Raw genomic sequence first — 23,892 nt, 5'->3', positions numbered from 1 at the left:
TGGGGTCTCCGGTCAGTCGAGCGGTGCAAGGGCGGGAAGTTCACGGCGAAAAGGCACGTTGGGCAGGTCGGTTTCACCCAGTTCACGGGCATAGCGGTGGCCTGCATAGACTGCAGCCGCGATAGTGCTGGGCGCAAGGCAATCGCCGATACGGGCGAGGGACGGAAGGGCGACATCGCTTAGGTCGTGATACAGCGCATCATTGGGCGACCGCATGGTAATCAAGACGGTGGCATTTGCCCGTAAGGTAGTTTCGCTATCCGTGTAACCACAGGCGATCGTGACAGTATCCGTACCTATGTGGGTGACGTTATGGGACAAAAACACTTTGACGCCCATCTTCATCAACCGCGCCTGAATGCGGTGCTGTTCGAGGGTTTCATAGGTCCATTCTGAGACATGAGCCGCCGGCGTCACAAGGGTCACGTCGCACCCGTCTCTGCACAACACTTCGGCGATCAGACCACCGATATAGAAGTGATCGTCATCGAAAATCACCACGGTTCTGCCCGGGCGTTTTCCCGCCATGATGTCATCGGGTGTCATGATCTGGACATTTGAAGTGGCACCTATCCCGCGTGGGTTTTCGCGCCCAATGCCGTCGCGGGTCCATTTAGACCCCGTCGACAAGACCACATGATCAGCCCCGAATTCTTGAACAGTTTGAACGTTCATCTCGCTGTCCAGAAATACCTCAACATTATTCATCTGGCCGATCTGCCATGTGCGGTAGTCCACCACGCGACCCCATTCGGCCAAGCCCGGCAAACGGCGTTCCGCTTGGACACGTCCGCCCAATTCCGTGGCGCGGTCCGCGAGTGTGACCGCATACCCCCGTTGACCCAATGCACGCGCGGCTTCCAATCCAGATGGTCCGGCTCCTACGATCAGAACACTCTCTTTGGCGGGGGCAGGCGCGATCTTTTCGGGATGCCAGCCCTTGCGCCATTCTTCACCCATAGTCGGGTTTTGGGTGCAGCGGATCGGCACGAACGTATTGTCGCCCGATACACAAATGTTGCATCCGATGCACTCGCGGATGTCTTCGATGCGGCCTTCGCTGATCTTGTTGGGCAGGAACGGATCTGCAATCGACGGGCGGGCCGCGCCAATGAAATCGAGCACGCCCTTTTTGACCAGTGATACCATTGCATTAGGCGAGGTATAGCGCCCGACGCCGACAACGGGTTTGGACGTTACTGATTTGACCCAACCGATATACTCCTCTTGGTAGCCTGACGCCTTGAATCGCGATGTGGCGCTGTCGTTTTCCCAACCGCTGATGTTCACGTCCCAAAGATCAGTCTCCTCCGCCAGCATTTCGACCAATTCGCGGCCTTCGCCATCGCTGGAAATGCCATCTGCGCCCATCAACTCATCCACGGAAAGACGGATGGCAACGGCGCAGGTATCACCTACAGCATCGCGGGTGTCTTCCAGCACTTCGCGCAACAGTCGGGCACGGTTTTCCAGACTGCCGCCATAGGCATCAGAGCGGCGATTGCGATAGGGCGACAGGAAATGCGAAATCGTCGACAGTTGGTGCCCTGCATAGACATAGATGATGTCAAAGCCCGCTTGTTTGGCGCGCAAAGCGGCTTCGCGGTGCCACTGGCGGAGTAGGCGGATGTCGGTCAGATCCATTGCGCGCGCTTGCACAGGGTCGGGCAGGGCGATGGGTGTGTGGCTGGGGGCCAAGGGCACATCTCGGCTGTAGCGATTGGCGGCCATGACGCCTGCGTGGTTCAGCTCGCAGCCTGCAAGTGCGCCATGTCGGTGGGCCGCGTCGCACATCCGCGCAAGCACGGGGATGTCGCGGTCTTCCCACAAACGCCCGCCCATCCAAGGGGAGTGATCGCCTGAGGGGTGAATTTCCACCTCCTCAGTGGTTACAACGGCCCAGCCGCCTTCGGCTTTGATGCGGCGCATCTCGGCCATAGAGGACGGATAACTGCGGCCCATGCCATTGCAATGCGGCACTTGGTAAAAGCGGTTTTTGGCTGTGACGGGTCCGATCTTTACCGGCTCAAACAACACATCATATTGCGGATCGCGCCCCATAGGTTAATCCACGGCCAGCGCAGGAAGCTCGCGCTTGAAAGGCACACCATCGACAGGTACCTCGCCCAGTTCGCGCGCATATCGGTGGCCTTCGTAGATTGCGGCGGCAATCGTGCCGGGGGCATGACAATCACCGATCCGCGTCAAGGATTTGGCGCGTCCTTGCAGGTCCGCAAAAAGCCCCAGCGTCGGGTTGCGCATCGCGACGGGAATGACTCTGCCGCTCGGGTGGGTCTTGACCGTATCTGTAAAAACGCAAGCCAATTCCACATGATCCTTGTGAATGGCATGCAGGTTATGATGGGGGATAATGGTGACGCCCAATTCGATCAGCCGTGCCTGAATGCGCCCCTGTTCCATTGTGTTGTGCGCCCAGTGTGACACATCTGCCAGTGGGGTCACATAGGTCACATCATGCCCTGCGATCCGCAGCATTTCGGCCAGTAAACCCGCCATGTAGTAGTAATCATCGTCAAAAATTACCACGGGGCCTTCGGGTGTTGCACCTGCGCAAATTGCGTCAACACTCATGACGACACCACTATCATTACCTGCAATAGCGCGTCTGTTGGTGCGGCCAATGCCTGTTGTGTCCCATGTTGATCCGGTGGCGAGTACGATATGGTCTGCTTTAAACTCCACGACCTGATTGGCGGTCAGCGGGCTGTTGAGGTAGGTGGACACATTCGCCATCTGGCTGATCTGGTATTCGCGGTAATCCGTGGCGCGGCGCCATTGGCTCAACCCCGGCAGCTGGCTTTCCACAAGCACGCGACCACCCAAAACATCGCGGCCTTCGGCCAGCGTCACGTCATACCCGCGCTGACCCAAAGCGCGGGCGGCCTCAAGACCAGAGGGGCCGCCGCCGACGATCAGCACGCTTTCATCGGCCGATTTCGGTGCAATCTTTTCTGGATGCCATCCTTTGCGCCATTCTTCACCCATCGTGGGGTTCTGCGTGCAGCGCAGGGGATGGCCCAGAAAATCACCCGTCACACAGATGTTGCAGCCAATACATTCGCGAATATCCTCAAGACGCCCCTCTTTGATCTTGTTGGGCAGGAACGGGTCGGCAATGGACGGACGCGCAGCCCCAATCAGATCAAGCACACCGTTTTTGACCAGCGACACCATCGTGTCAGGGGACGTGAACCGCCCGACACCAACCACGGGTTTGGTGGTGACCTGCTTAACAAACTGGACATATCCTGTTTGGTAGCCTTCGTCGCTGAAACGCGATGTGGCGCTGTCGTTTTCCCATCCGCTGACATTCACGTCCCAAAGATCGGGCAGTTCTGCCAGCATTTCAACGATCTCGCGCCCCTCGCCATTGCTGGAAATGCCGCTTGGCCCTTTCATTTCATCCACGGCAAGGCGCACGGCTACGGCGCAGGTGTCACCGATGGCGTCCTTGGTGTCCTCGATCACTTCGCGCAACAGGCGCACACGGTTCTCAAGGCTGCCACCGTATTCGTCGCTGCGGTCGTTGCGATCGGCCTGCAGGAAATGCATCAGCGTTGTCATGTCGTGGCCCGCATAGACGTAGACAATGTCAAATCCGGCCTTCTTGGATCTGAGGGCCGCATCGATGTGCATGTTGCGGAAGGCCTTGATGTCGGCCTTGTCCATAGCGCGGGCGTAGACAGGGTCGGTCAAATCAATCGGGCGCGCGGCGGGGCCCATTGGAATTTCGCGGCTGAAATGATTGGCAACTCCGGCCCCCAGATGCGCAGGTTCGATCCCTGCAAGACCGCCATGTGCATGGATTTTGTCAACCATCTTGGCGAGCACGGGAATGTCGCTGTCGTCCCAAAGCCTGCATTCAATGGCGGGGGTCAACTCGGACGTGAACGAAATTTCGCATTCTTCGGTGTTCACGACGCCCCAACCGCCCTCGGCCTTCATGCCGCGCATGCCCGCCATAGAGGAAGGGAACTGGTGCCCCATCCCATTGCAATGGGGCACTTGATAGAAACGGTTCGGCGCGGTGACAGGGCCAATCTTGACCGGTTCAAACAGAATATCAAATCGTGGATCGCGGCTCATGTGAGGGTTCCCTTGCACTATCTCGGAGTATTTCCTGCAATAGATATCGTTAAAAGTAAGATGGATCAGGGGTTTAAGGGTTCCGATCTATCTGAATGATCATTCAATCATTTGTTGCAATTAGCAGTGAGTCAAGAACATAATAACGTGCACTGCCTGCCATCATCCTGCGCAAGAAAGAGGTTTCCAATGACACAATCGCCACGTCTAATTCATCTGTTCGCCAATGGCCCTGATGGGGCTGGTCTGACACCTTTGGAACTGGATGCCGCGGATTTCCAATCACCGCTTCCTGTACAAAACTGGCACCTGTATTTTGAGGATCCGGCCATTGGTTTGACGGTGGGGGTTTGGGACACAACAACAATGCAAGAGGTGTTTGGGCCCTATCCGGGGGACGAATTTGTCTGGGTGCTTGAGGGTCGTTTCTTGATGATTGATGGGGACGGTGCGGCGCAGCCCGCAGGGCAGGGCGATTGTGTTGCCTTTCGCAATGGTGCTCCGATGAGCTGGAAACAGGAGGGATACCTCAAGAAGTTTTTTATCACCCTTGCTGATCCCAACGCCGAGACCCCAAAGATTGAAAACGCCAATGGTGCGGTGGTCGTGGTTGATCCTGACACGCCGCTCACGATTGCTTCAAAACCGAACGAACCAATTGAGCGTGACCATGTCGGGTTCACGAATGATGCTGGAAATATGACCGTGGGGCTGTGGTCTTGTGAGGCTGCGGATTTCGAGATGGAGCCGTTTTCCGTACATGAGTTTGTGCGCGTTATCGAAGGATCGGCAACCATCACCGAAAAAGACGGCTCAGTGCATACGGTCAAAGCGGGGGATTGTTTCTTTATCCCCAAAGGGACGGTCTGCCGCTGGCAGGTGCCGACGTATATCAAAAAATACTATGCTCAGGTTGATGTATAGCCGGATGTGTCACGGGCTGGGTGTGTTTGGGAAATGGTCGGGAAACATGCGCGCCAGTGAATGCAGGCAATCATCGCGCGACACGTCGCGGTCCGTGACGTCCGGATACAGCATCAGGCACAGCCATGCGCCATCTACCATAGATTCGATGATCCGTGTGGCCCGCGCAACGTCAGCTGATTGATCTGCGCCTTCGGGGGTCATTTCGGTACAACAGGCGATGATTTCATCATGCCGTTCGTTGTCGAAACTGTTGTGTATCTTGAGATAGTTGGGGCGATACTTTGCCTGCCCCCAAAACGCGAACCACACCGCAAGCCGTTTGCGGGTGCAGATTTTTTTGTCGAAATCCGCACGCACAATGGCTTCAAGCCGCTCGGCTGCCGACGGTCCCACCGCATTTAAGTATTGCGTCCAAATCGCATAGTGTTCTTGGGCGAGAAAGCCCAAAGTCGCGTCGTAAAGCGCTTCCTTGCTGTCGAAGTGATAGTTTACGACGCCATGTGACAGCTTGGCCTTTTCCGTGACATGGCGCAGCGTTGTTTCCGCAAAACCCCGCTTTGAGATGGAGTCTATGGCCGCCATAATAAGCTGCTTGCGGCGAATTTCGCGTGGTGCTGTGCGGCGTCTAGGGGCGGGTGCCGTATCGCTCAATCTTCTACTCCAGACCCTCGGCCATTTTCCGGTCACGTAGTTCGGCGCGCTGCTGGCGGAACATGAGGATCGCTGCGGTGGCGACGCACACTGAAATGACCAAAATAATTATTGTCGCCAGCGCATTGATGTCCGGCCTCAGACCGACCCTAATGCGCGAGAAAATCAAGATAGGCAAGGTGTTGGCACCTGGTCCGGTCACAAAGCTGGCAATCACCAAGTCATCCAATGACAAGGTGAACGCCAGCAACCAACCCGACACCAGCGCAGGGGTCAGCCGTGGCAGCGTAATGGCGGTCAGAACTTTGAACGGTTTAGCCCCCAGATCCGCCGCTGCTTCTTCGAGGTCTTGGCCCATGCCTGTCAGGCGTGCTTGAATCGTAACCGCGACGTAGGCCATCGAAAAGGTGATATGGGCGATTGTGATCGTCACAAAACCGCGTTCAGAGGGCCAGCCGAATAACTGGTTCAGCGTGATGAAGAATACTAGCAGCGACAAGCCGGTAATGACCTCTGGCATGACCAGTGGCGCGACAATCATCCCGCCAAACAGCGTCCGCCCCTTAAATCGGCCAAAGCGCACCATCGCGAGGCCTGCCAATGCGCCAAGCATCGTCGCGAAAGTCGCGTTTATCACGGCAATCTTGAGACTTAATACAACCGCGCTCCAGACCTCTTCGGAAGCAAACAGTTCTTTGTACCACCGCAGGGACCAGCCGCCCCACACGGGCACGATCTTGGAATAGTTGAACGAATAGATGACCAGCATGATCATGGGCACGTAGAAGAACGCCAAACCCAGTGTCAGCATTATAGTCAAAAAGCGGGAGCGTCTTGCATGCATGGTTACGATTGCTCCGACGCCTTGCCTTGATAGTACTGGAATACCATCATGGGAATGACGAGAAGCAGCAGCAAGACAATGGCGACGGCGGCGGCGACGGGCCAATCGCTGTTTCTGGAAAACTCGTTGAACAAAACGCGGCCAATCATCTGGACATTGCCGCCCCCAAGAAGGTCAGGGATAACGTATTCACCCGTCGCCGGAATGAAGACCAAAAGGCAACCTGCGATGATGCCCGGCATTGTGAGCGGAAGGGTCACTTTGAAAAAAGTATTCGTCGGGCGCGATCCAAGATCGGCTGCCGCTTCATTCAAGCTACCATCCAGCTTTTCCATATTGGCATACAGAGGCAGGATCATGAAGGGCATGTAGGTATAGACAATACCGATATAGACAGCGAATTCGGTATAAAGCATGCGAATAGGTTCATCGATCACGCCGATGGCCAGCAGCAGGTTATTGATTGTACCTTGATCCGCCAACAGGCCCATCCACGCATAGACGCGCAACAGAAACGACGTCCAAAACGGTAAGATGATACAAAACAGCAAGATCGGTTTGGCCACAGGCCCCGACCGCACAATCGCATAGGCGATCGGGTAGCCAAACAGCAGACACAGCAAAGTCGATGTGATCGAGATCTTGAGCGAGTTCAGATAGGTGTTGAGGTACAGATCATCTGAGAAGATGTAGGCAAAGTTATCAAAGACGATCCTGATCGTCACGATTCCCCCATCCGCCCATTCGATCATCTTAGTGAATGGCGGGCTGGCAATCGCAAGCTCAGCAAGGCTGATCTTACCAACAATCAGAAAGGGCGCGAGGAAGAAGAACAGCAACCAAACAAAGGGGATCGCGATGACCACGAACTGCCAGCGCTTTTGTAGCCTGCGCATGATGCCCCTGTGCAGCGAGCGGCGCGGCGCGTGCATAACGGATGGTGTCGTGTCGCTCATGAGCTTAGCAGCATCGCACTTGATGGCTCCCAGCTGATCGTGACGTGGTCATCCCATGTGATGCCATGTTCACGCGACATAGGGCGGAGATTGTTCGGCGCAGTCACGTCGATGATCTGACCATTCGACAGTGTGACTTTGTAAATGGAGGATTCACCCAGATAGCCGACGTCTTCGACGATCCCGCTGGCTTGATTGTCGCCGTTCGCAGGTTCGGTTGTTTTCTTGAGGCGTATCTTTTCCGGTCTGAGGCCAACCCAGATTTTCTTGCCCAGTATCACGGATTCCCCGTGGTCGATGAAAACTTCACAGACTTCGGTTTTGACGCGGACGTGATCGGCGCTGTCTTCTGTTATGCGTCCCTCAAAGATGTTGGCTGACCCGATGAAGTCGGCGACAAAGCGGGACTCGGGGAATTCGTAGATTTCTGTCGGGGTGCCAATCTGTTTGAAGCGACCCGCGTCCATCACAGCCATGCGCGTGGCCAGCGACATTGCTTCTTCTTGGTCGTGGGTCACGACAACAAAAGTCACGCCAACCTTTTCCTGAATGTTGGCCAATTCGAACTGCGTCTGTTTGCGCAGCTTTTTGTCGAGAGCGGCAAGCGGTTCATCCAACAGTAAAAGCTTGGGCTCTTTGACCAATGCGCGCGCCAATGCCACACGTTGGCGTTGCCCGCCGGACAATTGCTGCGGTTTGCGTTTTTTGAAGTCCTGCAATTCAACGAGCGTCAGAATGTCGTGGACGCGATCCTTGATTTCACTTTTGCCCATGCGGTCTTGTTGCAACCCAAAGGCGATGTTCTTCTCGACACTCATGTGCGGAAACAAGGCATAGCTTTGAAACATCATATTCGTGGGGCGATCGTAGGCGGGCACGTCGTCCATATCCACGCCGTCAATGCTGATTGAGCCGCCGTTGACCGTCTCAAACCCTGCCAACATGCGCAGCAGCGTCGATTTTCCGCATCCTGATCCGCCTAACAGGCAAAACAATTCACCGGGGAATATGTCCAGATCAACATTATCAACAGCTGTGACGTCGTCGTATTTTTTGGTAACACCCTTGATCTGGACAAGGGGCGTGCGACCGTCTGGGTCAAGCCAGGGTGTTGCGCTGGCGGTCTCAACTGAAGTCAATCTGGGCCTCGAATTCTATTGCCAGAGAAAGTGCACGGGCAGCGACACCCGTTTCAAGGTGCCGATGCCGCAGGTTTGGTGACCTGATTAGTTGCCGGCCTTGAAGTCGGTCCATGTACGCGTTTGCAACCTCTCCACACGAGGAGGCAGAACCGCTGTTGTGTACATCTTCTCGACCTGATCCGAGGTTGGGAATGCAGCGGGGCTGTTGATAACGGCCTCATCCACCAACGGGCGGGCACTTAGGTTTGCAGTCGCGTACCAGACAAAGTTCGTATCAGCCGCGCCCACTTCTGGTCGCATCATGTAGTTAAGGAACAGATGCGCGTCCTTGACGTTTTTGGCGTCTGAGGGGATGATCCACCCGTCAATCCATAACTGGGCAGCGCCCTGACCTTCGGGCAAAAAGAAGTCGAGCACAACGCCGGTATTTGCCTCTTCGGCACCCGACATGGCCAACAGGCCGTCTGGCCCCCAAGTGACCGACACGCAGAACTCACGTTGTGGCATCCGCTGGTAGGCGTAGTTGTCAAAGGTTTTCACGAAAGGTCGAATTTTGGCCAGCATTTCACCGACGGCTTTGTAGTCATCTGGATTGGTCGAGTTGGGGTCCAATCCTAGATTGGCTAAAGCCATCGGGATGATATCGCCGGGGGAATCGAGGAAGGAAACGCCGCAGGCCGCCAGCTTTTCCATGTGTGCAGGATCAAACACCATATCCATTGAACCGATAGGCGCATCTGGATACGTTTCCAGCACCAGTTCCTTATTGTACGTTACACCGTGCGTGCCCCACATGTACGGCACGAAGTGGTCGTTGCCTGGATCCCAATCACTTGCAAGTTGCTCTAGCAGGGCAGGGTCCATGTGTTGAACGTTGTCCAGCTTTGACTTGTCCAGCGGGGCGACAATGCCCGCACGGATCAATCGCGCAACATCGCCACCGGAATGGCTGACAACGTCATAGCCGCTGTTGCCCGCCAGCAGTTTCGCATCAATCGATTCCGATGAATCGTAAGGGTCGTAGATGACCTTGATGCCGTATTCTTTCTCAAAATTGGCGATGGTCTCTTCGCCTATGTACTCGCCCCAGTTGGTGACTTTAAGGACTCTGTCTTCCGCAACGGCCCCGGTCGCAACAAGCGCTAGTACGGACGCAGCGATCGTTGACGCTGCAATACCTTTGATTTCCATGACTTTGCTTCTCTCCCTGTTTTGGCGTTTTTGGGCATTTTGGTGCAGCCGGTCCGCAACCAACTTTGGCACGGACAACACCCCCAGACCCATCGCCTTGATTTGACTTTCTGAACGGTCATTCTGAACGGTCATTCAGAACGGTATGCGGATGAATTCTATTGAGTCAAGTAACGCCGACGTGCTTGTGCGCTCGCCAATGGAGGGCGGGTGGGTCTTTCTACCGAGGGAAAGATTGTTATATTTTATTGAGATATGAGCGTCATTTAGGACCATTGTCTGAGAGTAATTTGACTGTTTGTTCAGTCAGTGATGCTTGACGACATGCACGATTTTCTGGCTAATCACAGCGGAGCGGCCGTGCCACTTGGGCAGGCGCCAATCACAATTGGCATGGGTATTCGGGTCACCGCCCGGTCAGAAAGTGCTGATCTTAGATAGAATGCGCAGATAGGATCAAGCGGATGGAGCAGAAAATACGCGACACCAGCATCCCGGATAACTGGGACCGCAGGGGCCTACCTGGCTGGACCTATCACAGTGCCGCATTGCTTAAGCTGGAAAAGGAAGAGCTGTTCAAGACGCACTGGCAAATTGCGTGTCATGTGTCCGATATACCGCACGCGGGATCGTTTCGCACGTTTGATCTGTGTGGCGAAAGGGCGATCGTTTTGCGAGGGGCTGACGGGAATGTGCGGGCGTTCCAGAACATTTGTCGTCACCGTGGATCACGTCTGGTCACAAGCGGGGCGGGAACATGCCCCAACGCGCTGATCTGTCCGTTTCATGGATGGGTCTACAATCTGGACGGAACCCTGAGGGGGGCAGCCAGACCAGAGACCTTTCCTGAAATGGACAAACACGCATTCGCATTGCCCCCAGTTGAGATGGAGATCTGGAACGGCTTTGTGTTCATGCGCTTCAAGCCCGGACCACAGCCATCGTTGGCCGAACTTCTCGCCCCGTTTGAAGCGGAGGCGGCAGGATATAAAATGGCGGATCACGTCCCGACAGATGGGATCTGGACCGAAGCTTCTCCGGTGAATTGGAAGTCTGTGCGCGATGTAGACAACGAGGGGTACCATGTCGCGATGGCGCATCCAGCCTTGCAGGATCTTTATGGGTTTACGTATGAGGATGAACCATATGTCGACGGGGTGTCGCGTGCGGTTGGGAATTACACACCAACCAAAGGGCGACGCTGGACTGTGCGAAATTATAAAAAGATATCCAAAGCGCAAGACCACTTGCCACAAGAGCAACATCAAGCCTGGGTCTACTACGGGATATTCCCCAACTCCGTTATCGCGATGACGCCCGAGACGGTTCTGTTTTACCAAGAATTCCCGCGCTCAGTTAATGAAACCGTGTTGCGCAGCGCCACCTACCGCAACCGTAACGAGGATCGCCAACAGCGCGCCGCGCGGTATCTGTCGGCCCGAATTGATCGCGAGACGGTCGACGAAGACATCCAGCTGACGATCTGGTCGAACGAAGCGATGGCCTCAAGCGCGTTTGAGGGGTTCTACCTTTCCGATCTGGAATACGGCGTGCGCAGCCATCACGATCACCTGCGCCGTGTTTTGCCAGTCTACACCGTTGTAGACGCACCGAGCGAACGCGATGTCGCAGGTTTGAACGCATCGCTGAAAGCGCAGATCGATAGATGACGGCCCTGTCTCCTCCAAATCACTTTGATGACCTACAAATCGCGTTGCTGCATCAAGCGATAGGGGGGCTTGGGTCTGGTGCCTCCCGCTATGGCGCAGCGATGTATTTTTATGCGCAACACACAATGCCCGCTTCGATGTTGGAAATCTACCGCGCATGCAGCAAGTTTGACCATGAAGATCCGATTGCTATGGCCCGTCACGAAGGTGTCGATATCCCCCCAATATCTCACCACGGTATGGACGCATGAGCGCGCCGCAAAACCCTGATGTCATCGTGATAGGTGCAGGTGTGGCTGGATTGGCTGCGGCGAAATCCCTCAAAGCCGCGGGTCTGGAGGTGACTGTGCTGGAGGCTGCTGCCCATTCTGGTGGCCGTTGCGTGACAGATCATGCGACGTTTTCACAGCCCTTTGATCGCGGTGGATCGTGGCTTCATTCTGCGACGATCAATCCTCTTGCCCGCATTGCTGAGGATGAGGGATTTGTCCTGCACAAGAAGGATTGGATCCCGACACATGTCCATGTGCAAGGCCATGATCTGTCTCGCAATGATGTCGCTGAATACGCGTCCTATATAGAGCGTATGTGGCCCGAGATTAATGTGCGCGGCGCCTCAAATCTCGACGCAACAATATTAGATTGCGCGTCTCCTTCACCGTGGCGCGATACGGCCCTGCACCATATTTCGCAGCACCTAGGTGGAGATGGGGATGTGACCTCAGCACGTGACAGCTACAACTACGACGATGCCGAGGGGGATTGGCTGGTTGGTGGCGGGTTTGGCGCGCTTATTCAAAGTGTGCACGGGGACGTGCGCGTTCAACACAATTGCCGCGTTCAAAAGATTGATCATTCAGGACACGGCGTCACGGTGTCATCGACGGTTGGCACGTTGCAGGCACGTCATGTGATTGTGACTGTTTCAACAGGCGTTCTAGCATCAGAAGCTATTGAGTTTAATCCGGCATTGGCCGCCGCGAAACGCGATGCCATCGACCAGCTGCCCAACGGGTTGCTGAACAAAATCGGCATCGAGTTCCACCCGTCGTGGCACGGCGCAACCGAAGGCGAGATGGTCGAGCACCAGTCGGGTGATGATGGGTATTGTTCGATTTTGTTCGGGTTTTGCGGATCGAACCTTGCGGTCGGGTTTGTGGCCGGACGGTTTGCTGATGCACTGGAACGTGACGGGCAGGGTGCAGCCACTGAGTATTGCATGCAAGCGTTGCGCGCGACCTTTGGGAATGACATCACCAGACAGATTAAGACAACGGATGAAACGGCGTGGCGCGCGAATGCGAATACGCTCGGATCCTACAGCTACGCCAAACCCGGTTGCGCGGGCGCGCGTCCCATTCTGGCGGAACCTGTTGCAGACAAACTCTTCTTTGCGGGCGAAGCCACAATGCCCCATACATATTCAACAGTGCACGGCGCGTACCTCAGCGGCCAACGTGCCGCTGCCAAAGTCATCGCGCAAGTCGCTGCACCCCCTTTATACTCTACCGCTTAACGGAGCTTGATATGGAAAACACCAACGTAAAAAATTGGGATAACGATCACTTCATGCACCCGTGGGAAGGCATGGGCGATATGGGCCAAAATGAACGTGCCTTTTTGGAAACAAGCGATGGCGTCTATGTCACCAATGACAAAGGCCAAAAGCTCATTGATGGTCCTGCGGGGATGTGGTGCGTGCAGGTGGGGTACGGGCGCGATGAAATTGCCGATGCGATGGCAGATCAAGCCCGCAAGCTGGCCTATTTTTCGCCCTTCAATAACACCAATACAGTCGCCGCCGAATTTGCCCGCGAGATTGCCAAACGCGCGCCAGGTGACCTGAACCATGTGTTCTTTACCACGGGCGGGTCCACGGCCGTGGATAGCGCCATTCGGTTTGTACACTTTCGCAACAACTTGCTTGGAAAGCCGACCAAAAAAAAAATCATCTCGCGGCAAAAAGCCTATCACGGCAGCACCTATCTGTCGGCGGCGGTCAGCGGGAAAGAGCGTGACCGCTTGTGGCTGGATAAGCCCGACGGCCTCGCGCATTTCTTGCCGGATGTGAACCCGCTGATGCGCGGTCCAGACCAGAGCGTCGATGACTTTCTGGACGAAAAGATCGCTGATCTGGAGAACGCTATTCTTGACCTAGGCCCAGAGAACGTCGCCGCGTTCATCGCTGAACCTGTGCTGGCATCGGGTGGGGTGATCGTTCCACCAAAAGGCTATCACAAACGCTGCATCGAGGTCTGTCATGCCCATGATGTTCTGTATATTTCAGACGAGGTCGTAACAGCCTTCGGGCGTTTGGGGCACTGGTTCGCGTCCAAAGATGTCTTTGACATTCAGCCCGACATCATCACCTGCGCCAAAGGATTGACATCGGGATACGCTCCGATGGGTGCGGCGATATTCTCCGACCGGTTGATCGACAGCGTGTCAGGTGACAAAGGGCAAGGCGCAGTTTTCTCGAACGGGTATACCTATTCGGGCCACCCCGTGAGTGCGGCTGCGGGCATGGCCAGCATGAATATCATTGAGCGTGAAGGCATCCTTGAACATGTCCGCAAGGTCACGCCACAGTTTCAGGCGCGATTACACGGGTTGGCGGACCTAGACCTTGTCGTGGATACACGCGGGACGGGGCTGATGGGCTGCATTCAATGCTCTTACGGCGGCAGCAAGAATGGTACGCTGGATCAGGATTATGAGTTGGGCGCAAAAATTGACACCGCGTGTCAGTCGAAGGGGCTTGTCCTGCGCCCGCTCATCAACATGTGTGTGATGTCACCGCCCTTGGTCATTTCGCCTCAGCAAATTGATGAAATGTTCTATGTTCTGGAGGGGGCGATAAAGGCTGTAACCTGATCGTGCAGCGGTATGTTCGGCATCGTAGTTTTCAACGCACATGAACCGTCCGGGCCTAAGGTGTCGGCGAGGCATTGTCAGACTAAACCAGCTTGAGCCGGGCAGGGCCGTTTCTTAGGCTCCAGACTCGCTAATTTAGAGCCAGAACAAAACGGTTGCTGCGAGCGCAATCGCAGATAGGAAAACCTTAGGACAACGGTCGTATCGGGTGGAGATCCGGCGCCAGTCTTTCAGGCGACCGAACATTATCTCAATCCGGTTCCGCCGTTTGTAGCGACGCTTGTCGTATTTGACGGGCTTGGCGCGTGACTTCCGACCGGGAATGCAGGGCGTTATTCCCCTGTCTATCAAGGCCTTGCGGAACCAATCAGCATCGTATCCCCGATCTCCCAGCAGCCAATCTGCCGATGGCAAGTTGCTCACCAAAGCCCTGGCCCCGGTGTAATCGCTGACCTGGCCTGCGGTCATGAAGAACCGGATCGGCCGTCCAATTGCGTCCGTAACGGCACGCAACTTCGTGTTCATACCGCCTTTGGTCCTCCCAATCAGACGTCCGCGTCCCCCTTTTTAACCGCAGGCTCGATGCCGTGCGATGTGCTGTGAGGTAGGTTGCATCGATTGAGATCGTCTTGTTGTCAGGTGCCTCGGCTGCCAGTCCCGTCATGATCCTCGCAAAAACCCCCATGTCGCTCCACCGTTTCCAGCGGTTATAAAGTGTCTTGGGTGGCCCATATTCTTTAGGGGCATCGCACCATCGCAAGCCATTGCGATTGATGAATATAATACCACTTAGCACACGCCGGTCATCTACACGTGGGACACCATGGCTCTTCGGAAAATATGGACGGAGCCGCTCCATTTGATCCTCGGTCAGCCAGAAAAGATTGCTCATAAACCCCCCTCAGTTTGGGGAGCTTGAATCATACAGGCCTGACGGCCTCAAGCCGATTAATGGGTCTGGAGCCTAGCCTGCTGTGATGAGAAAACGCTCCCCTTTTCGCTATTTCAAAACTAGTCCAGGAATTATTCGCTTGGCGGTTATGATGTACGTTCGCTTTCTGCTTTCGCTCCGAAACGTCGAGGACCTTCTGCACGAGCGTGGGATCGACGTGAGCCACGAAACGGTTCGTTTCTGGTGAAATATATTTGGTCCAATGTTCGCGGCTGAGATCCGCAGAAACAGGGTCAGCCGTATGCGCGCATATTCCAACTGGCAGTGGCATCTGGACGAGATTTTCGTGAAGATCACCGGCGAAACACATTACCTGTGGCGGGTTGTCGATCATGAGGGCGAGGTGCTGGAAAGTTACGTGACTAAGCGCCGTGACCAGAAAGCGGCATTGAAATTCCTTAGAAAATCAATTAAACGATATGGAAAACTTGAAATCATCGTGACCGACAAACTGCGTTCCTATGGCGCAGCAATTAAAATCATTGGCAACGCGGAAAGGCAAGAAACGGGCCGCTGGTTGAACAATCGGGCCGAGAATTCTCACCTGCCGTTTCGACGATGAGAACGCGCCATTCTCCGCTTCAGACAAATGCGATGTTTGCAGAAATTCGCCGCCGTCCATTCTTCAGTTCACAACCATTTCAACCAGGAGCGCCATCTCTACAACAGAAATAATTTTAAAGTTAACCGAACCGCCGCCCTCACCGAGTGGCGCCAGCTTTGTTCAGGATAGGTTCAGGCATTCTGCGGTAAACTGAGACTGGTTCGAATTCGTCTGACAGCACCCAACGGGTCATCGTCAACCATTAGATTCCTTGAACCAGCTGGCTGATCGCTGGGACCCGGAGAAAGTCCTCATTGAGGACGCTGCGACCGGAAGGCCATTGCTGCATGAACTCTTCCAAGATGACAAACGCTTCAATCGCGTGACACCGGAAAGAGACAAGGAAATCCGCTTCAGTGCGGCTTGCGCACCTGTGGAAGAAGGGAGAGTTTTCCTTCCGGTAGAGGCGCCTTGGTTGGCGGCTTTCAAACGCGAACTTCAGAGCTTCCCACGTGGTCGCAACGATGATCAGGTGGACAGCTTCAGCCAGTTTCTCAATTGGTCGAAAGGCAATGGGTTTTGGCGGGCGCTTCCGCGCGACAGCCCGCTCAGGTTGAAAAGCAGGGAACGCAACGCTAACCGAGACCGGCGGCAACTGTAAGAGTGGATGAAGTAGGCGATTTCCAACGAGGATTGTCCAGAATAAGTCATCTTGACCAATCAAAGTTACCAGAACCGCTTGCTCAAAGTGTTCGGACCTGACGCACGCCAACACTGTGAAACCTAGTCTTTGGCAGGTGAGCCAGTCAGAGCCGAGATAAATACCGAGAATAGTTCTCCTTGCGACCTAATCCGCAGCTTCGTGTAGATGTTCTTGCGATGTATCCGGACTGTGCCTGAGGAAATGCCGAGCAATGCTCCAAGTGCATCTGCGGAATGCCCGCGAAGTGTAAGTTCCACAACTTCCCGTTCGCGCGGGGTCAATACGCCTTCGCCAATGCCACGGAAAGCGCGTTCTATAGTGATGTCAGCAACAGCGTTCGCTTCTGGGGCTTCAGTTTCTGTGTCCCGCCAATGCCTGCGGCAGGCAGCGTCGATGATTGGCCAAACACTGCGAAGCGCCTTCATTTCTAACTTGCTGAATTTGCGCGTCCTCCGCATCAAAGAAATGACGATGGTCAGGTTTTCGTGAATGTTTACAAGAAACCCGACCTCTTCCGCGAGACCCGTCTGGTCATAGTAACTCCGAAAATATTCGCCCTGATAGAATCGATCAGGCGCGATCTCACTTAGGCGCCAAAGGCCGGGTAGGATTCCCGCTGTTGCTGCCAGAAAAAAGGGATCAAGGAGATAAGGGCCCTCTTGGTAGTCATCCACGTGCATCACCCGGCGCGCCGGTGTGAAGTCATCATAAAGCGCGAGCGGTCGCGAAGAGCCAACGTACCCAAAGATCACAACGAAGTCGAATTCGACTATAGATTTTAGAGCACTAGCCAAAATCTCAGGCAGCAACTCACTTTCCAAATGTTCGATGATCTCGCCCACTTTTGCATTGCTGATCGGCATAATTTCAGTTTCCTCAACCCATAGTCGATAAAGCATATAACAAAAAGAATATTTACATAAAAAGCAAAAAGTTTCCTTCTAAGGCATGATGAGGGATATAGTTTGAAAGACGAAAATGACCCAAATGTCTTCTCCTGAAGGGTATGATTCGTCAGAGACTGGGTCTGTTTCAGCACCCGTCGCGGAGCTGCACGGGGTGTCGAAGTCCTACGGAGACGTCCAAGCAGTCAGACACGTCGACCTTCAAATCGCAGCCGGTGAATTCCTGACCTTTCTAGGGCCATCGGGCTGCGGGAAAACCACAGCGCTGCGTATGCTTGCGGGTTTTGAGACGCCCACGACGGGCACTGTCTTAATTGATGGTAACGACGTGTCCGACAAGGCCGCGCATCAACGACCTGTCAATATGGTGTTCCAAAGCTATGCGCTGTTTCCGCACCTAACTGTGGGCCAAAACATCGCCTATGGTCTGAAACAAAAGCGACCCAGACTGGCGCGGAAGCTGATTGACGAAAAGGTCAGTCGTGCGCTTGAAACAGTAAGGTTGACAGATTTCAAGGATCGACGCATTTGGCAAATGTCGGGTGGACAACAACAGCGCGTGGCTTTGGCGCGTGCAATTGTGAATGAACCCAAATTACTTTTGTTGGATGAACCACTGGCCGCCCTTGACCGTAAGCTGCGCAAAGAAATGCAGATTGAGCTGCAAGATTTGCAGCGCCAGCTTGGCATCACATTTGTCTTGGTCACTCATGATCAAGAAGAAGCTCTGTCACTGAGTGATCGTGTCTGCGTTATGCGCGCCGGGGAGATCGTTCAAATAGGCACGCCGCGCGAACTGTATGACCATCCGCAAAGCCGGTATGTCGCTGATTTTGTTGGAACCTCGAACTTTTTCGAAGGCGATATTGTCGCAAGCCTGGACGCCACTGCGCAGATAGCCCTTCAAGATGGGCGAACGTACAACGCCATACTTGGCGACAAATTAACCGCCGGCACGCACGCGTGGATGAGCGTTCGCCCTGAACAAATTCGTCTCTCCAAACTGCCGATGCCTGACGCCTTAGAAGTCACGGTGCAGAATAGAATTTTTCTTGGCGAACATACTGAATACTTGGTTCGCCATAGCAGACTTGGGAAAATTTCTGTGCTCGCACCCCGACAGGCAGACGGCGATGCCGACACACTAAAAAACGGGGACACTGCATGGGTTCGGTGGGCCACGGATGCCGCTTTGATACTAAGCTACACGTAACCCAAAGAGAAACGTTTCAACCAGGAGGACAACGCAATGTCGAACAATGACTCAATCTCAAAACAGAACTTCATGGAAGAACTGCGCCGCTATCAGAAAGGATCTGTCAGCCGACGGCACTTTCTGGGCGTGACTGGCTTGGGGGCCGCAACTGCGGTGATGGGGTCGGCGCTGCCGGGCTTGCGCGCAACGCCTGCCTTTGCGGAAAGCCACATCGGTGATCGCGTCGTGTTGGCGACGTGGCCAAACTACCATGACCAGGCCAATTTCGATATGTTTACGGATAAGACCGGCGCTTTCATGCAGGTCAATGTCTTCGGCTCCAATGAAGAGATGCTCGCCAAACTACAAGCAGGTGGCAGTGGTTGGGATGTCTATGTTCCGACCAACTACACAATCACCACATATGTTGAAGAGGGCCTGATTGAGCCTTTGGATGTATCCAAACTGCCGAACTACGATCCCGCTGCATTCGAAGCACGTTTTTCTGATGCGGGTACCGTCGACGGTGTTTTGTACGCTGTGCCCAAGAATTGGGGCACCACGGGATTTGCGCTGAACACCAGCAAAACCGGCGGCAAAGGAATGGACAGCTGGAAGGATTTCTTTGACCGCACAATGGATGATTTCTCAGGCCGGACGATGGTGCATGACTATCAACTCACCACCATCGGTGCGGCGTTGAACTATCACGGCTATTCGTTCAATTCCGTTGATGAAGCAGAACTTGCCGACGCTGAGAAACTGTTGATCAACGTGAAACCGCACCTGTTCGCGATTTCCTCAGATTACCAACCCAGCATGCGGTCCGGAGACGCGTGGATGACGATTTGCTGGACTGGCGACGGCAAGCAGTTGAACACCGACATTCCCGAGATTGAGTACATCCTGGGCAAAGAGGGTGGAGAACTGTGGAGCGACTACTACGCCATTCCCAAAGGTGCGCCGCACATTGAAGCCGCATATGCGCTGATCAACTTCATGCTTGATCCGGAGGTGAACGCACGTGAAGTCATGGCGCATGGCTATCCTGTCGCGGACAGCCGAACGAATGATTTGCTGCCGGAAGAGATCTTGAATGATCCAATTCTCTACCCCGCAGCAGAGCTGCTGAGTGCATTGGAGTTCGGCGCGGCACAGACATTGACCGACCCGAACCGGGCCGAGTTGATGGCGCGTTTCAAATCCGCCTGATCCAGTAAAACGAGAGCGGCACCACATGACACAACGCGCAAGAAACTGGCTCTTGGTGGCCCCTGCGGGTGCTTGGCTGCTTGTGATGTTAGTGTTGCCGCTCTCTGTCGTTTTTGTTTTTAGTTTCGGAGAACGCGCGCCTTCTGGCGGCTATGTCCCGGCCTTCACCTTTGAGCAGTACATCAATCTGCCAGCGCGGTTCACGGCCTTCAAAAACACACTGTTCTTGGCCCCACTGGGCACACTGGCTGCCTTGCTGATTGCCTATCCTTTGGCATATCAACTGGCGGTGCGTACGTCCAAAAAATGGAAAACCATGCTGTTGGTCTTGGTTATCGTGCCGTTCTGGACCTCAATTCTGATCCGCAGCTATGCATGGATCTTCATCCTTGGTGGGCGCGGAATCCCGTCTTTGCTAGAGGTCGTCGGCATTGAGGATGTGCGGTTGATCAACACCCAATTCGCAGTTCTGATCGGCATCGTTTATGGCTACCTACCGCTGATGGTGTTCCCGATCTATGTCAGCCTTGATCGGTTGGACAAACGACTACTTGAAGCCGCGTCTGACCTTGGTGCGTCACCGCTCACCACATTTTTGACGGTCACGCTGCCGATGTCAATCTCGGGGATCGCGACGGGCTGTATGTTGGTATTCATCCTACTGATGGGCGAATTTCTGATCCCGGCGCTGCTGGGGGGCGGCAAGGTGTTCTTCGTCGGCAATGCGCTGGTTGATCTGTTCCTGCAGTCGCGCAATTGGGCTTACGGGTCCGCCGTTGCGGTCATGTTGATCGTAATCATGCTGGTCACTGTCACTATCTATATGCGTCTCATTTCGCGGCTGAGTGTTCAGCGCGATGACGCGCCGCTGATGTGAGGCCCCATGCGCATTTACACAATATGTGTCTACGTTTTCCTCTACACGCCCATCGCGATCATTGCGCTATTCAGCTTCAGTGCAGGACGCAGCGCCAGCCAATTCGAGGGGTTTTCGACCCAGTGGTATGGGCGCGCGCTTTTCAATCCATTCGTTATGGACGCACTCGGCAACAGCTTTTTTGTGGCGTTCGTATCGGCCAGCATTGCCAGTATCCTTGGCGCACTTGCCGCAGTTGGTTTGCAAGGTATTCGCGGCCCGGCTCGCGCATTCTTTGATGCAATTATTTATATCGCCGTGATGATCCCTGGCATCGTCATCGGGATCGCCACACTGATCGCATTGGTCACGATCTTTGGCGTGGTTAATCCTTGGCTGGCCGCTATTTGGCCTACGAGTGAAAATCCACCCAGCCTATCTATGGGCATGGGTTCACTGATCGCCGCGCATACGATGTTCACGATGGCGCTCGTCATCATCATTGTTAGGGCCCGCCTCTCCAGCATCGAAGGTGCCCTTAGCGAAGCATCTGCCGACCTTTATGCAACACCATTTGGCACATTCCGCCAAATCACACTTCCACTCATCGCGCCTGCAGTCTTGGCGGGTTTCCTCCTTAGCTTCACGTTCAGCTTCGATGATTTCATCATCGCTTTTTTCGTGGCGGGGTCCGAGACAACTTTGCCGATCTACATTTTCTCATCTATTCGTCGCGGCATCACGCCGGAGGTCAATGCAATCGGCACGATGGTGATGATGGCTTCTCTGATTCTATTGGTGATCGCCCAGCTCATCTTGCGGCGCAGCGCGAAACAATGATTGCTTTTTTGAAAGGAACGCAGAGTGCAGCTTGAAAACAAGGTCGCGTTTGTCACGGGCGCAGGGTCAGGAATCGGAGCTGCAGGCGCTATCGCTATGGCACGGGAGGGCGCGCATGTTTTCGTTAGCGATCGCGACGGGGCCGCCGCCGCCTCTGTGGTTGAGACTATTTTGGCCGAAGGGCATGCGGCTGCAGCCATGACCTTGGATGTCACCGACGACACCGCTTTGGGCACCGCCATTTCGCAGGCTGCGGCTTTCAAGGGGCGCATTGATGTTCTGCACAGTCACGCAGGGCTGCAAATCGAAGGTAAGCTGGAAGAAGTCGCAGTCGCGGACATGGACGCCTCGTGGAATTTAAACGTACGCGCCCACTTTGTTGCGGCCAAAGCGGCCATCGCACCGATGCGTGCTCAGGGCGGCGGCAGTATCATCATCACATCGTCCAATTCCGGCGTGCAATACGATCGCGAAATGATCGCCTACGCTACGACCAAACATGCAATCCTTGCGATGACCCGCCAGATGGCCGCGGACTACGCAAAGGAAAACATCCGGTTCAACTCACTTTGTCCGGGGTTCATCGACACCCCGTTCAACCGTGGCTTTGAGATCCAGATGGGCGGACGCAAAAAGCTAGACGAATATGTCGAGAATACCATCCCGATGGGTCGTTTTGGCACGGTGGAGGAAATCGCCGACAGCATCGTGTTTCTTGCCTCGCAAAGATCATCCTTCATGACGGGTCATGCCTTGGTGATTGACGGAGGTGAATGCATTTGACGCCAACACCTAGGAGCCATTCATGAGCGAAAGATCCAAAAACCGGTTTGCCGGTAAAACTGTCGTTATAACGGGAGGTGCTGCCGGCATTGGGCGCACAACGTCTCTTGCTTTCGCGACCGAGGGTGCGCGTGTGGTCATTCTTGATATTCAGGGCCCAGCCGCGCAAGAGACACTGTCGATGATCAAGGAAGCCGGAAGTGTCGGGCACTTTTATCAGACGGATGTGTCGAAGTCGGATCAGGTCGAGCGCGCTTTTGATGCGATTCGAGCGGACGTTGGTCCTTATGATATATTATTTAACCACGCAGGCACGATCATCGTCAAACCCCTGCACGACAGCTCAGAGGAAGACTATGATCGGCTGATGGACATCAACGTCCGTTCTGCGTTCTTGGTTTGTCGGCGCGCTCTTCCGGAGATGGTCGCGAATGGCGGCGGTTCTGTTGTGATTACGGCGTCCATTGCATCCGAACTCGGCTATGCCCTCGAGGCACTTTATTGCATGTCCAAAGGGGCGGTCCTGCAATTGGCACGTACAATTGCGGTCGAGTATCGAGAGCAGGGCATTCGGTGTAATGCCGTTTGCCCGGGCTTCGTAAAGACAGCACACGGCTTGCGCGAAATCGCAGAGTTGGATGATGCCGGGCAGACATGGGAAGATGGTGAATTAGCTGCAACGCAGGGTCGCATCTGCGAGCCTGAAGAGGTTGCCGCAGCAGTGACTTTCTTGGCGTCGGATGATGCCAGTTTTGTAAATGGCCACGCGCTCTACGTTGACAACGGCTGGTATACAAAGGGCTGATACCCCATGGGGGCCGCAGACGGTGAATACCACGATGCAATCTCATTCCGGTTTTTCATCGGGGCGGTCGCCAGAGCCTACCAGCCCGGGTGCAAGCTTGACACGATGCTGGTGCTGGAAGGCGCTCAAGGCACCTTCAAATCGACCGCCGTCGCATTATTGTTCGGTAAGTCCTGGTTCGGAGACCACCTCCCACCCACGAACACTAAAGATGCCAGTTCATACTTGAAGGGGTCTTGTCAGAATAACTTGGCTTGAGCAGGGTAGGGCGGTCGCATAGCTTTCTTCCATGACCAAACCCGCCTCATTCAAATACTTCAAAACCAGTCCCGAGATCATTCGTCTTGCAGTGATGCTGTACGTCCGGTTTCCACTTTCGCTGCGGAATGTCGAAGACCTGCTTCATGAACGCGGGATCGATGTCAGCCACGAAACTGTCCGTTGTTGGTGGAATAGGTTCGGCCCGGTGTTTGCTGCGGAGCTCCGAAAGCGCTGGATCGAAGGCATGAAATCAAGCAAGTGGCGTTGGCACCTGGACGAGATGTTCGTGAAGATCAACGGCGAGAGACACTATCTTTGGCGCGCCGTGGACCGCGAGGGCGAAGTCCTCGAGAGCTTCGTCACGAAGACGCGAGACAAGAAGGCTGCGTTGCAATTCTTAAAGAAAGCAATGCGTAAGCATGGTTGTCCAGATGTATTCGTCACGGATCTACTGGGCTCCTACGGCGCGGCGTT

General features: G+C 54.7%; 23 protein-coding genes and 1 pseudogene. 15 read left to right on the top strand and 9 right to left on the bottom strand.

What is annotated here, in order from left to right; all coding sequences use genetic code 11:
* Positions 1 to 12: 12 nt before the first annotated feature.
* Positions 13 to 2,061 (bottom strand): FAD-dependent oxidoreductase, encoded by a 2,049-nt coding sequence (locus ABJD00_RS04195; RefSeq protein WP_413848470.1) that lies wholly within the window; start codon positions 2,059 to 2,061, stop codon positions 13 to 15.
* Between the two features lie 3 nt (positions 2,062 to 2,064).
* The gene (locus ABJD00_RS04190; protein ID WP_413848468.1) at positions 2,065 to 4,107 is read right to left on the bottom strand and encodes an FAD-dependent oxidoreductase; all 2,043 of its coding nucleotides are present in this window, start codon (positions 4,105 to 4,107) and stop codon (positions 2,065 to 2,067) included.
* Positions 4,108 to 4,296: 189 nt separating this feature from the next.
* Between ABJD00_RS04190 and ABJD00_RS04185 the strand changes: the two genes are divergently transcribed.
* The gene (locus ABJD00_RS04185; protein ID WP_413848466.1) at positions 4,297 to 5,031 is read left to right on the top strand and encodes a cupin domain-containing protein; all 735 of its coding nucleotides are present in this window, start codon (positions 4,297 to 4,299) and stop codon (positions 5,029 to 5,031) included.
* Between the two features lie 9 nt (positions 5,032 to 5,040).
* Here the strand turns inward: ABJD00_RS04185 and ABJD00_RS04180 are convergent, their stop codons facing one another.
* From ABJD00_RS04180 to ABJD00_RS04160, 5 genes are all read right to left on the bottom strand, one after another.
* Positions 5,041 to 5,616: a TetR/AcrR family transcriptional regulator gene (locus tag ABJD00_RS04180; RefSeq protein ID WP_413848464.1), complete on the bottom strand. Its 576-nt coding sequence runs from the start codon at positions 5,614 to 5,616 to the stop codon at positions 5,041 to 5,043.
* Between the two features lie 73 nt (positions 5,617 to 5,689).
* Positions 5,690 to 6,529, bottom strand: coding sequence for an ABC transporter permease subunit (locus tag ABJD00_RS04175; protein WP_413848462.1), 840 nt, complete (start codon positions 6,527 to 6,529; stop codon positions 5,690 to 5,692).
* A gap of 2 nt (positions 6,530 to 6,531) precedes the next feature.
* Positions 6,532 to 7,485, bottom strand: coding sequence for an ABC transporter permease subunit (locus ABJD00_RS04170; RefSeq protein ID WP_413848460.1), 954 nt, complete (start codon positions 7,483 to 7,485; stop codon positions 6,532 to 6,534).
* Complete coding sequence (locus tag ABJD00_RS04165; protein WP_413848458.1) at positions 7,482 to 8,624, bottom strand: ABC transporter ATP-binding protein; 1,143 nt, start codon at positions 8,622 to 8,624, stop codon at positions 7,482 to 7,484. The genes ABJD00_RS04170 and ABJD00_RS04165 overlap by 4 nt, the downstream gene beginning before the upstream one ends.
* An 87-nt stretch (positions 8,625 to 8,711) precedes the next feature.
* Entirely contained in the window at positions 8,712 to 9,818 is a 1,107-nt protein-coding gene (locus ABJD00_RS04160; protein WP_413853687.1) for an extracellular solute-binding protein, read from the bottom strand.
* 464 nt (positions 9,819 to 10,282) lie between these two features.
* Here ABJD00_RS04160 and ABJD00_RS04155 point away from each other — a divergent pair, with 464 nt between their 5' ends.
* The 4 genes from ABJD00_RS04155 to ABJD00_RS04140 are packed head-to-tail and all read left to right on the top strand — an operon-like array spanning position 10,283 to position 14,362.
* Positions 10,283 to 11,488 carry an aromatic ring-hydroxylating dioxygenase subunit alpha gene (locus ABJD00_RS04155; protein ID WP_348420362.1) on the top strand — a complete coding sequence of 402 codons (1,206 nt, stop codon included), beginning with the start codon at positions 10,283 to 10,285 and terminating at the stop codon, positions 11,486 to 11,488.
* A complete protein-coding gene (locus ABJD00_RS04150; RefSeq protein WP_413848454.1) occupies positions 11,485 to 11,739 on the top strand; it encodes a hypothetical protein in 255 nt (84 codons plus the stop codon). The genes ABJD00_RS04155 and ABJD00_RS04150 overlap by 4 nt, the downstream gene beginning before the upstream one ends.
* Positions 11,736 to 13,004 carry an NAD(P)/FAD-dependent oxidoreductase gene (locus ABJD00_RS04145; RefSeq protein ID WP_348420361.1) on the top strand — a complete coding sequence of 423 codons (1,269 nt, stop codon included), beginning with the start codon at positions 11,736 to 11,738 and terminating at the stop codon, positions 13,002 to 13,004. Before ABJD00_RS04150 ends, ABJD00_RS04145 begins: the two co-directional genes overlap by 4 nt.
* Before the next feature lie 11 nt (positions 13,005 to 13,015).
* Complete coding sequence (locus ABJD00_RS04140) at positions 13,016 to 14,362, top strand: aminotransferase (protein WP_413848452.1); 1,347 nt, start codon at positions 13,016 to 13,018, stop codon at positions 14,360 to 14,362.
* 135 nt (positions 14,363 to 14,497) lie between these two features.
* On the opposite strand, the gene ABJD00_RS04135 is transcribed toward ABJD00_RS04140, so the two are convergent.
* A protein-coding gene (locus ABJD00_RS04135; RefSeq protein ID WP_413848450.1) for an IS5 family transposase occupies positions 14,498 to 15,254 on the bottom strand; the annotation gives its coding sequence in 2 pieces (ribosomal slippage) (positions 14,498 to 14,930 and positions 14,929 to 15,254; 759 coding nt in all).
* A gap of 85 nt (positions 15,255 to 15,339) precedes the next feature.
* On the opposite strand from ABJD00_RS04135, the pseudogene ABJD00_RS04130 reads away from it, so the two are divergent.
* Positions 15,340 to 16,047: pseudogene (locus tag ABJD00_RS04130) on the top strand (IS6 family transposase).
* An 82-nt stretch (positions 16,048 to 16,129) separates the two neighbouring features.
* Entirely contained in the window at positions 16,130 to 16,519 is a 390-nt protein-coding gene (terL, locus tag ABJD00_RS04125) for a phage terminase large subunit (protein WP_413848448.1), read from the top strand.
* Positions 16,520 to 16,641: 122 nt separating this feature from the next.
* On the opposite strand, the gene ABJD00_RS04120 is transcribed toward terL, so the two are convergent.
* The gene (locus ABJD00_RS04120) at positions 16,642 to 17,424 is read right to left on the bottom strand and encodes a helix-turn-helix transcriptional regulator (protein WP_413848446.1); all 783 of its coding nucleotides are present in this window, start codon (positions 17,422 to 17,424) and stop codon (positions 16,642 to 16,644) included.
* A 115-nt stretch (positions 17,425 to 17,539) separates the two neighbouring features.
* On the opposite strand from ABJD00_RS04120, the gene ABJD00_RS04115 reads away from it, so the two are divergent.
* The 8 genes from ABJD00_RS04115 to ABJD00_RS04080 all read left to right on the top strand — a co-directional run.
* The gene (locus tag ABJD00_RS04115; protein WP_413848444.1) at positions 17,540 to 18,679 is read left to right on the top strand and encodes an ABC transporter ATP-binding protein; all 1,140 of its coding nucleotides are present in this window, start codon (positions 17,540 to 17,542) and stop codon (positions 18,677 to 18,679) included.
* A 36-nt stretch (positions 18,680 to 18,715) separates the two neighbouring features.
* Positions 18,716 to 19,873 (top strand): ABC transporter substrate-binding protein, encoded by a 1,158-nt coding sequence (locus ABJD00_RS04110; protein WP_413848442.1) that lies wholly within the window; start codon positions 18,716 to 18,718, stop codon positions 19,871 to 19,873.
* Positions 19,874 to 19,898: 25 nt separating this feature from the next.
* The gene (locus ABJD00_RS04105; RefSeq protein ID WP_413848440.1) at positions 19,899 to 20,750 is read left to right on the top strand and encodes an ABC transporter permease; all 852 of its coding nucleotides are present in this window, start codon (positions 19,899 to 19,901) and stop codon (positions 20,748 to 20,750) included.
* A 6-nt stretch (positions 20,751 to 20,756) separates the two neighbouring features.
* Complete coding sequence (locus ABJD00_RS04100; RefSeq protein ID WP_413848438.1) at positions 20,757 to 21,569, top strand: ABC transporter permease; 813 nt, start codon at positions 20,757 to 20,759, stop codon at positions 21,567 to 21,569.
* A 24-nt stretch (positions 21,570 to 21,593) separates the two neighbouring features.
* A complete protein-coding gene (locus ABJD00_RS04095; protein WP_413848436.1) occupies positions 21,594 to 22,352 on the top strand; it encodes an SDR family NAD(P)-dependent oxidoreductase in 759 nt (252 codons plus the stop codon).
* Between the two features lie 22 nt (positions 22,353 to 22,374).
* A complete protein-coding gene (locus ABJD00_RS04090) occupies positions 22,375 to 23,157 on the top strand; it encodes an SDR family NAD(P)-dependent oxidoreductase (RefSeq protein WP_413848434.1) in 783 nt (260 codons plus the stop codon).
* 6 nt (positions 23,158 to 23,163) lie between these two features.
* Complete coding sequence (locus tag ABJD00_RS04085; protein ID WP_413848432.1) at positions 23,164 to 23,415, top strand: VapE domain-containing protein; 252 nt, start codon at positions 23,164 to 23,166, stop codon at positions 23,413 to 23,415.
* Between the two features lie 31 nt (positions 23,416 to 23,446).
* Positions 23,447 to 23,892, top strand: a 446-nt coding sequence (locus ABJD00_RS04080) for an IS6 family transposase (RefSeq protein ID WP_413857771.1), incomplete at its 3' end; no start/stop codon positions are given.

Source organism: Tateyamaria sp. (assembly GCF_039945315.1).
Classification (GTDB): Bacteria; Pseudomonadota; Alphaproteobacteria; order Rhodobacterales; family Rhodobacteraceae; genus Tateyamaria.
Note: the sequence above shows the minus strand (reverse complement) of the source record. Positions and strands in the feature narration are given on the sequence as shown.

Bases quoted from the DNA above. Each gene is read 5' to 3' on its own strand.
- ABJD00_RS04195 (WP_413848470.1), bottom strand. From the start codon at position 2,061: ATGGGGCGCGATCCGCAATATGATGTGTTGTTTGAGCCGGTAAAGATC.
- ABJD00_RS04190 (WP_413848468.1), bottom strand. From the start codon at position 4,107: ATGAGCCGCGATCCACGATTTGATATTCTGTTTGAACCGGTCAAGATT.
- ABJD00_RS04185 (WP_413848466.1), top strand. From the start codon at position 4,297: ATGACACAATCGCCACGTCTAATTCATCTGTTCGCCAATGGCCCTGAT.
- ABJD00_RS04180 (WP_413848464.1), bottom strand. From the start codon at position 5,616: ATGGCGGCCATAGACTCCATCTCAAAGCGGGGTTTTGCGGAAACAACG.
- ABJD00_RS04175 (WP_413848462.1), bottom strand. From the start codon at position 6,529: ATGCATGCAAGACGCTCCCGCTTTTTGACTATAATGCTGACACTGGGT.
- ABJD00_RS04170 (WP_413848460.1), bottom strand. From the start codon at position 7,485: ATGAGCGACACGACACCATCCGTTATGCACGCGCCGCGCCGCTCGCTG.
- ABJD00_RS04160 (WP_413853687.1), bottom strand. From the start codon at position 9,818: ATGGAAATCAAAGGTATTGCAGCGTCAACGATCGCTGCGTCCGTACTA.
- ABJD00_RS04155 (WP_348420362.1), top strand. From the start codon at position 10,283: ATGGAGCAGAAAATACGCGACACCAGCATCCCGGATAACTGGGACCGC.
- ABJD00_RS04150 (WP_413848454.1), top strand. From the start codon at position 11,485: ATGACGGCCCTGTCTCCTCCAAATCACTTTGATGACCTACAAATCGCG.
- ABJD00_RS04145 (WP_348420361.1), top strand. From the start codon at position 11,736: ATGAGCGCGCCGCAAAACCCTGATGTCATCGTGATAGGTGCAGGTGTG.
- ABJD00_RS04140 (WP_413848452.1), top strand. From the start codon at position 13,016: ATGGAAAACACCAACGTAAAAAATTGGGATAACGATCACTTCATGCAC.
- ABJD00_RS04120 (WP_413848446.1), bottom strand. From the start codon at position 17,424: ATGCCGATCAGCAATGCAAAAGTGGGCGAGATCATCGAACATTTGGAA.
- ABJD00_RS04115 (WP_413848444.1), top strand. From the start codon at position 17,540: ATGACCCAAATGTCTTCTCCTGAAGGGTATGATTCGTCAGAGACTGGG.
- ABJD00_RS04110 (WP_413848442.1), top strand. From the start codon at position 18,716: ATGTCGAACAATGACTCAATCTCAAAACAGAACTTCATGGAAGAACTG.
- ABJD00_RS04105 (WP_413848440.1), top strand. From the start codon at position 19,899: ATGACACAACGCGCAAGAAACTGGCTCTTGGTGGCCCCTGCGGGTGCT.
- ABJD00_RS04100 (WP_413848438.1), top strand. From the start codon at position 20,757: ATGCGCATTTACACAATATGTGTCTACGTTTTCCTCTACACGCCCATC.
- ABJD00_RS04090 (WP_413848434.1), top strand. From the start codon at position 22,375: ATGAGCGAAAGATCCAAAAACCGGTTTGCCGGTAAAACTGTCGTTATA.
- ABJD00_RS04085 (WP_413848432.1), top strand. From the start codon at position 23,164: ATGGGGGCCGCAGACGGTGAATACCACGATGCAATCTCATTCCGGTTT.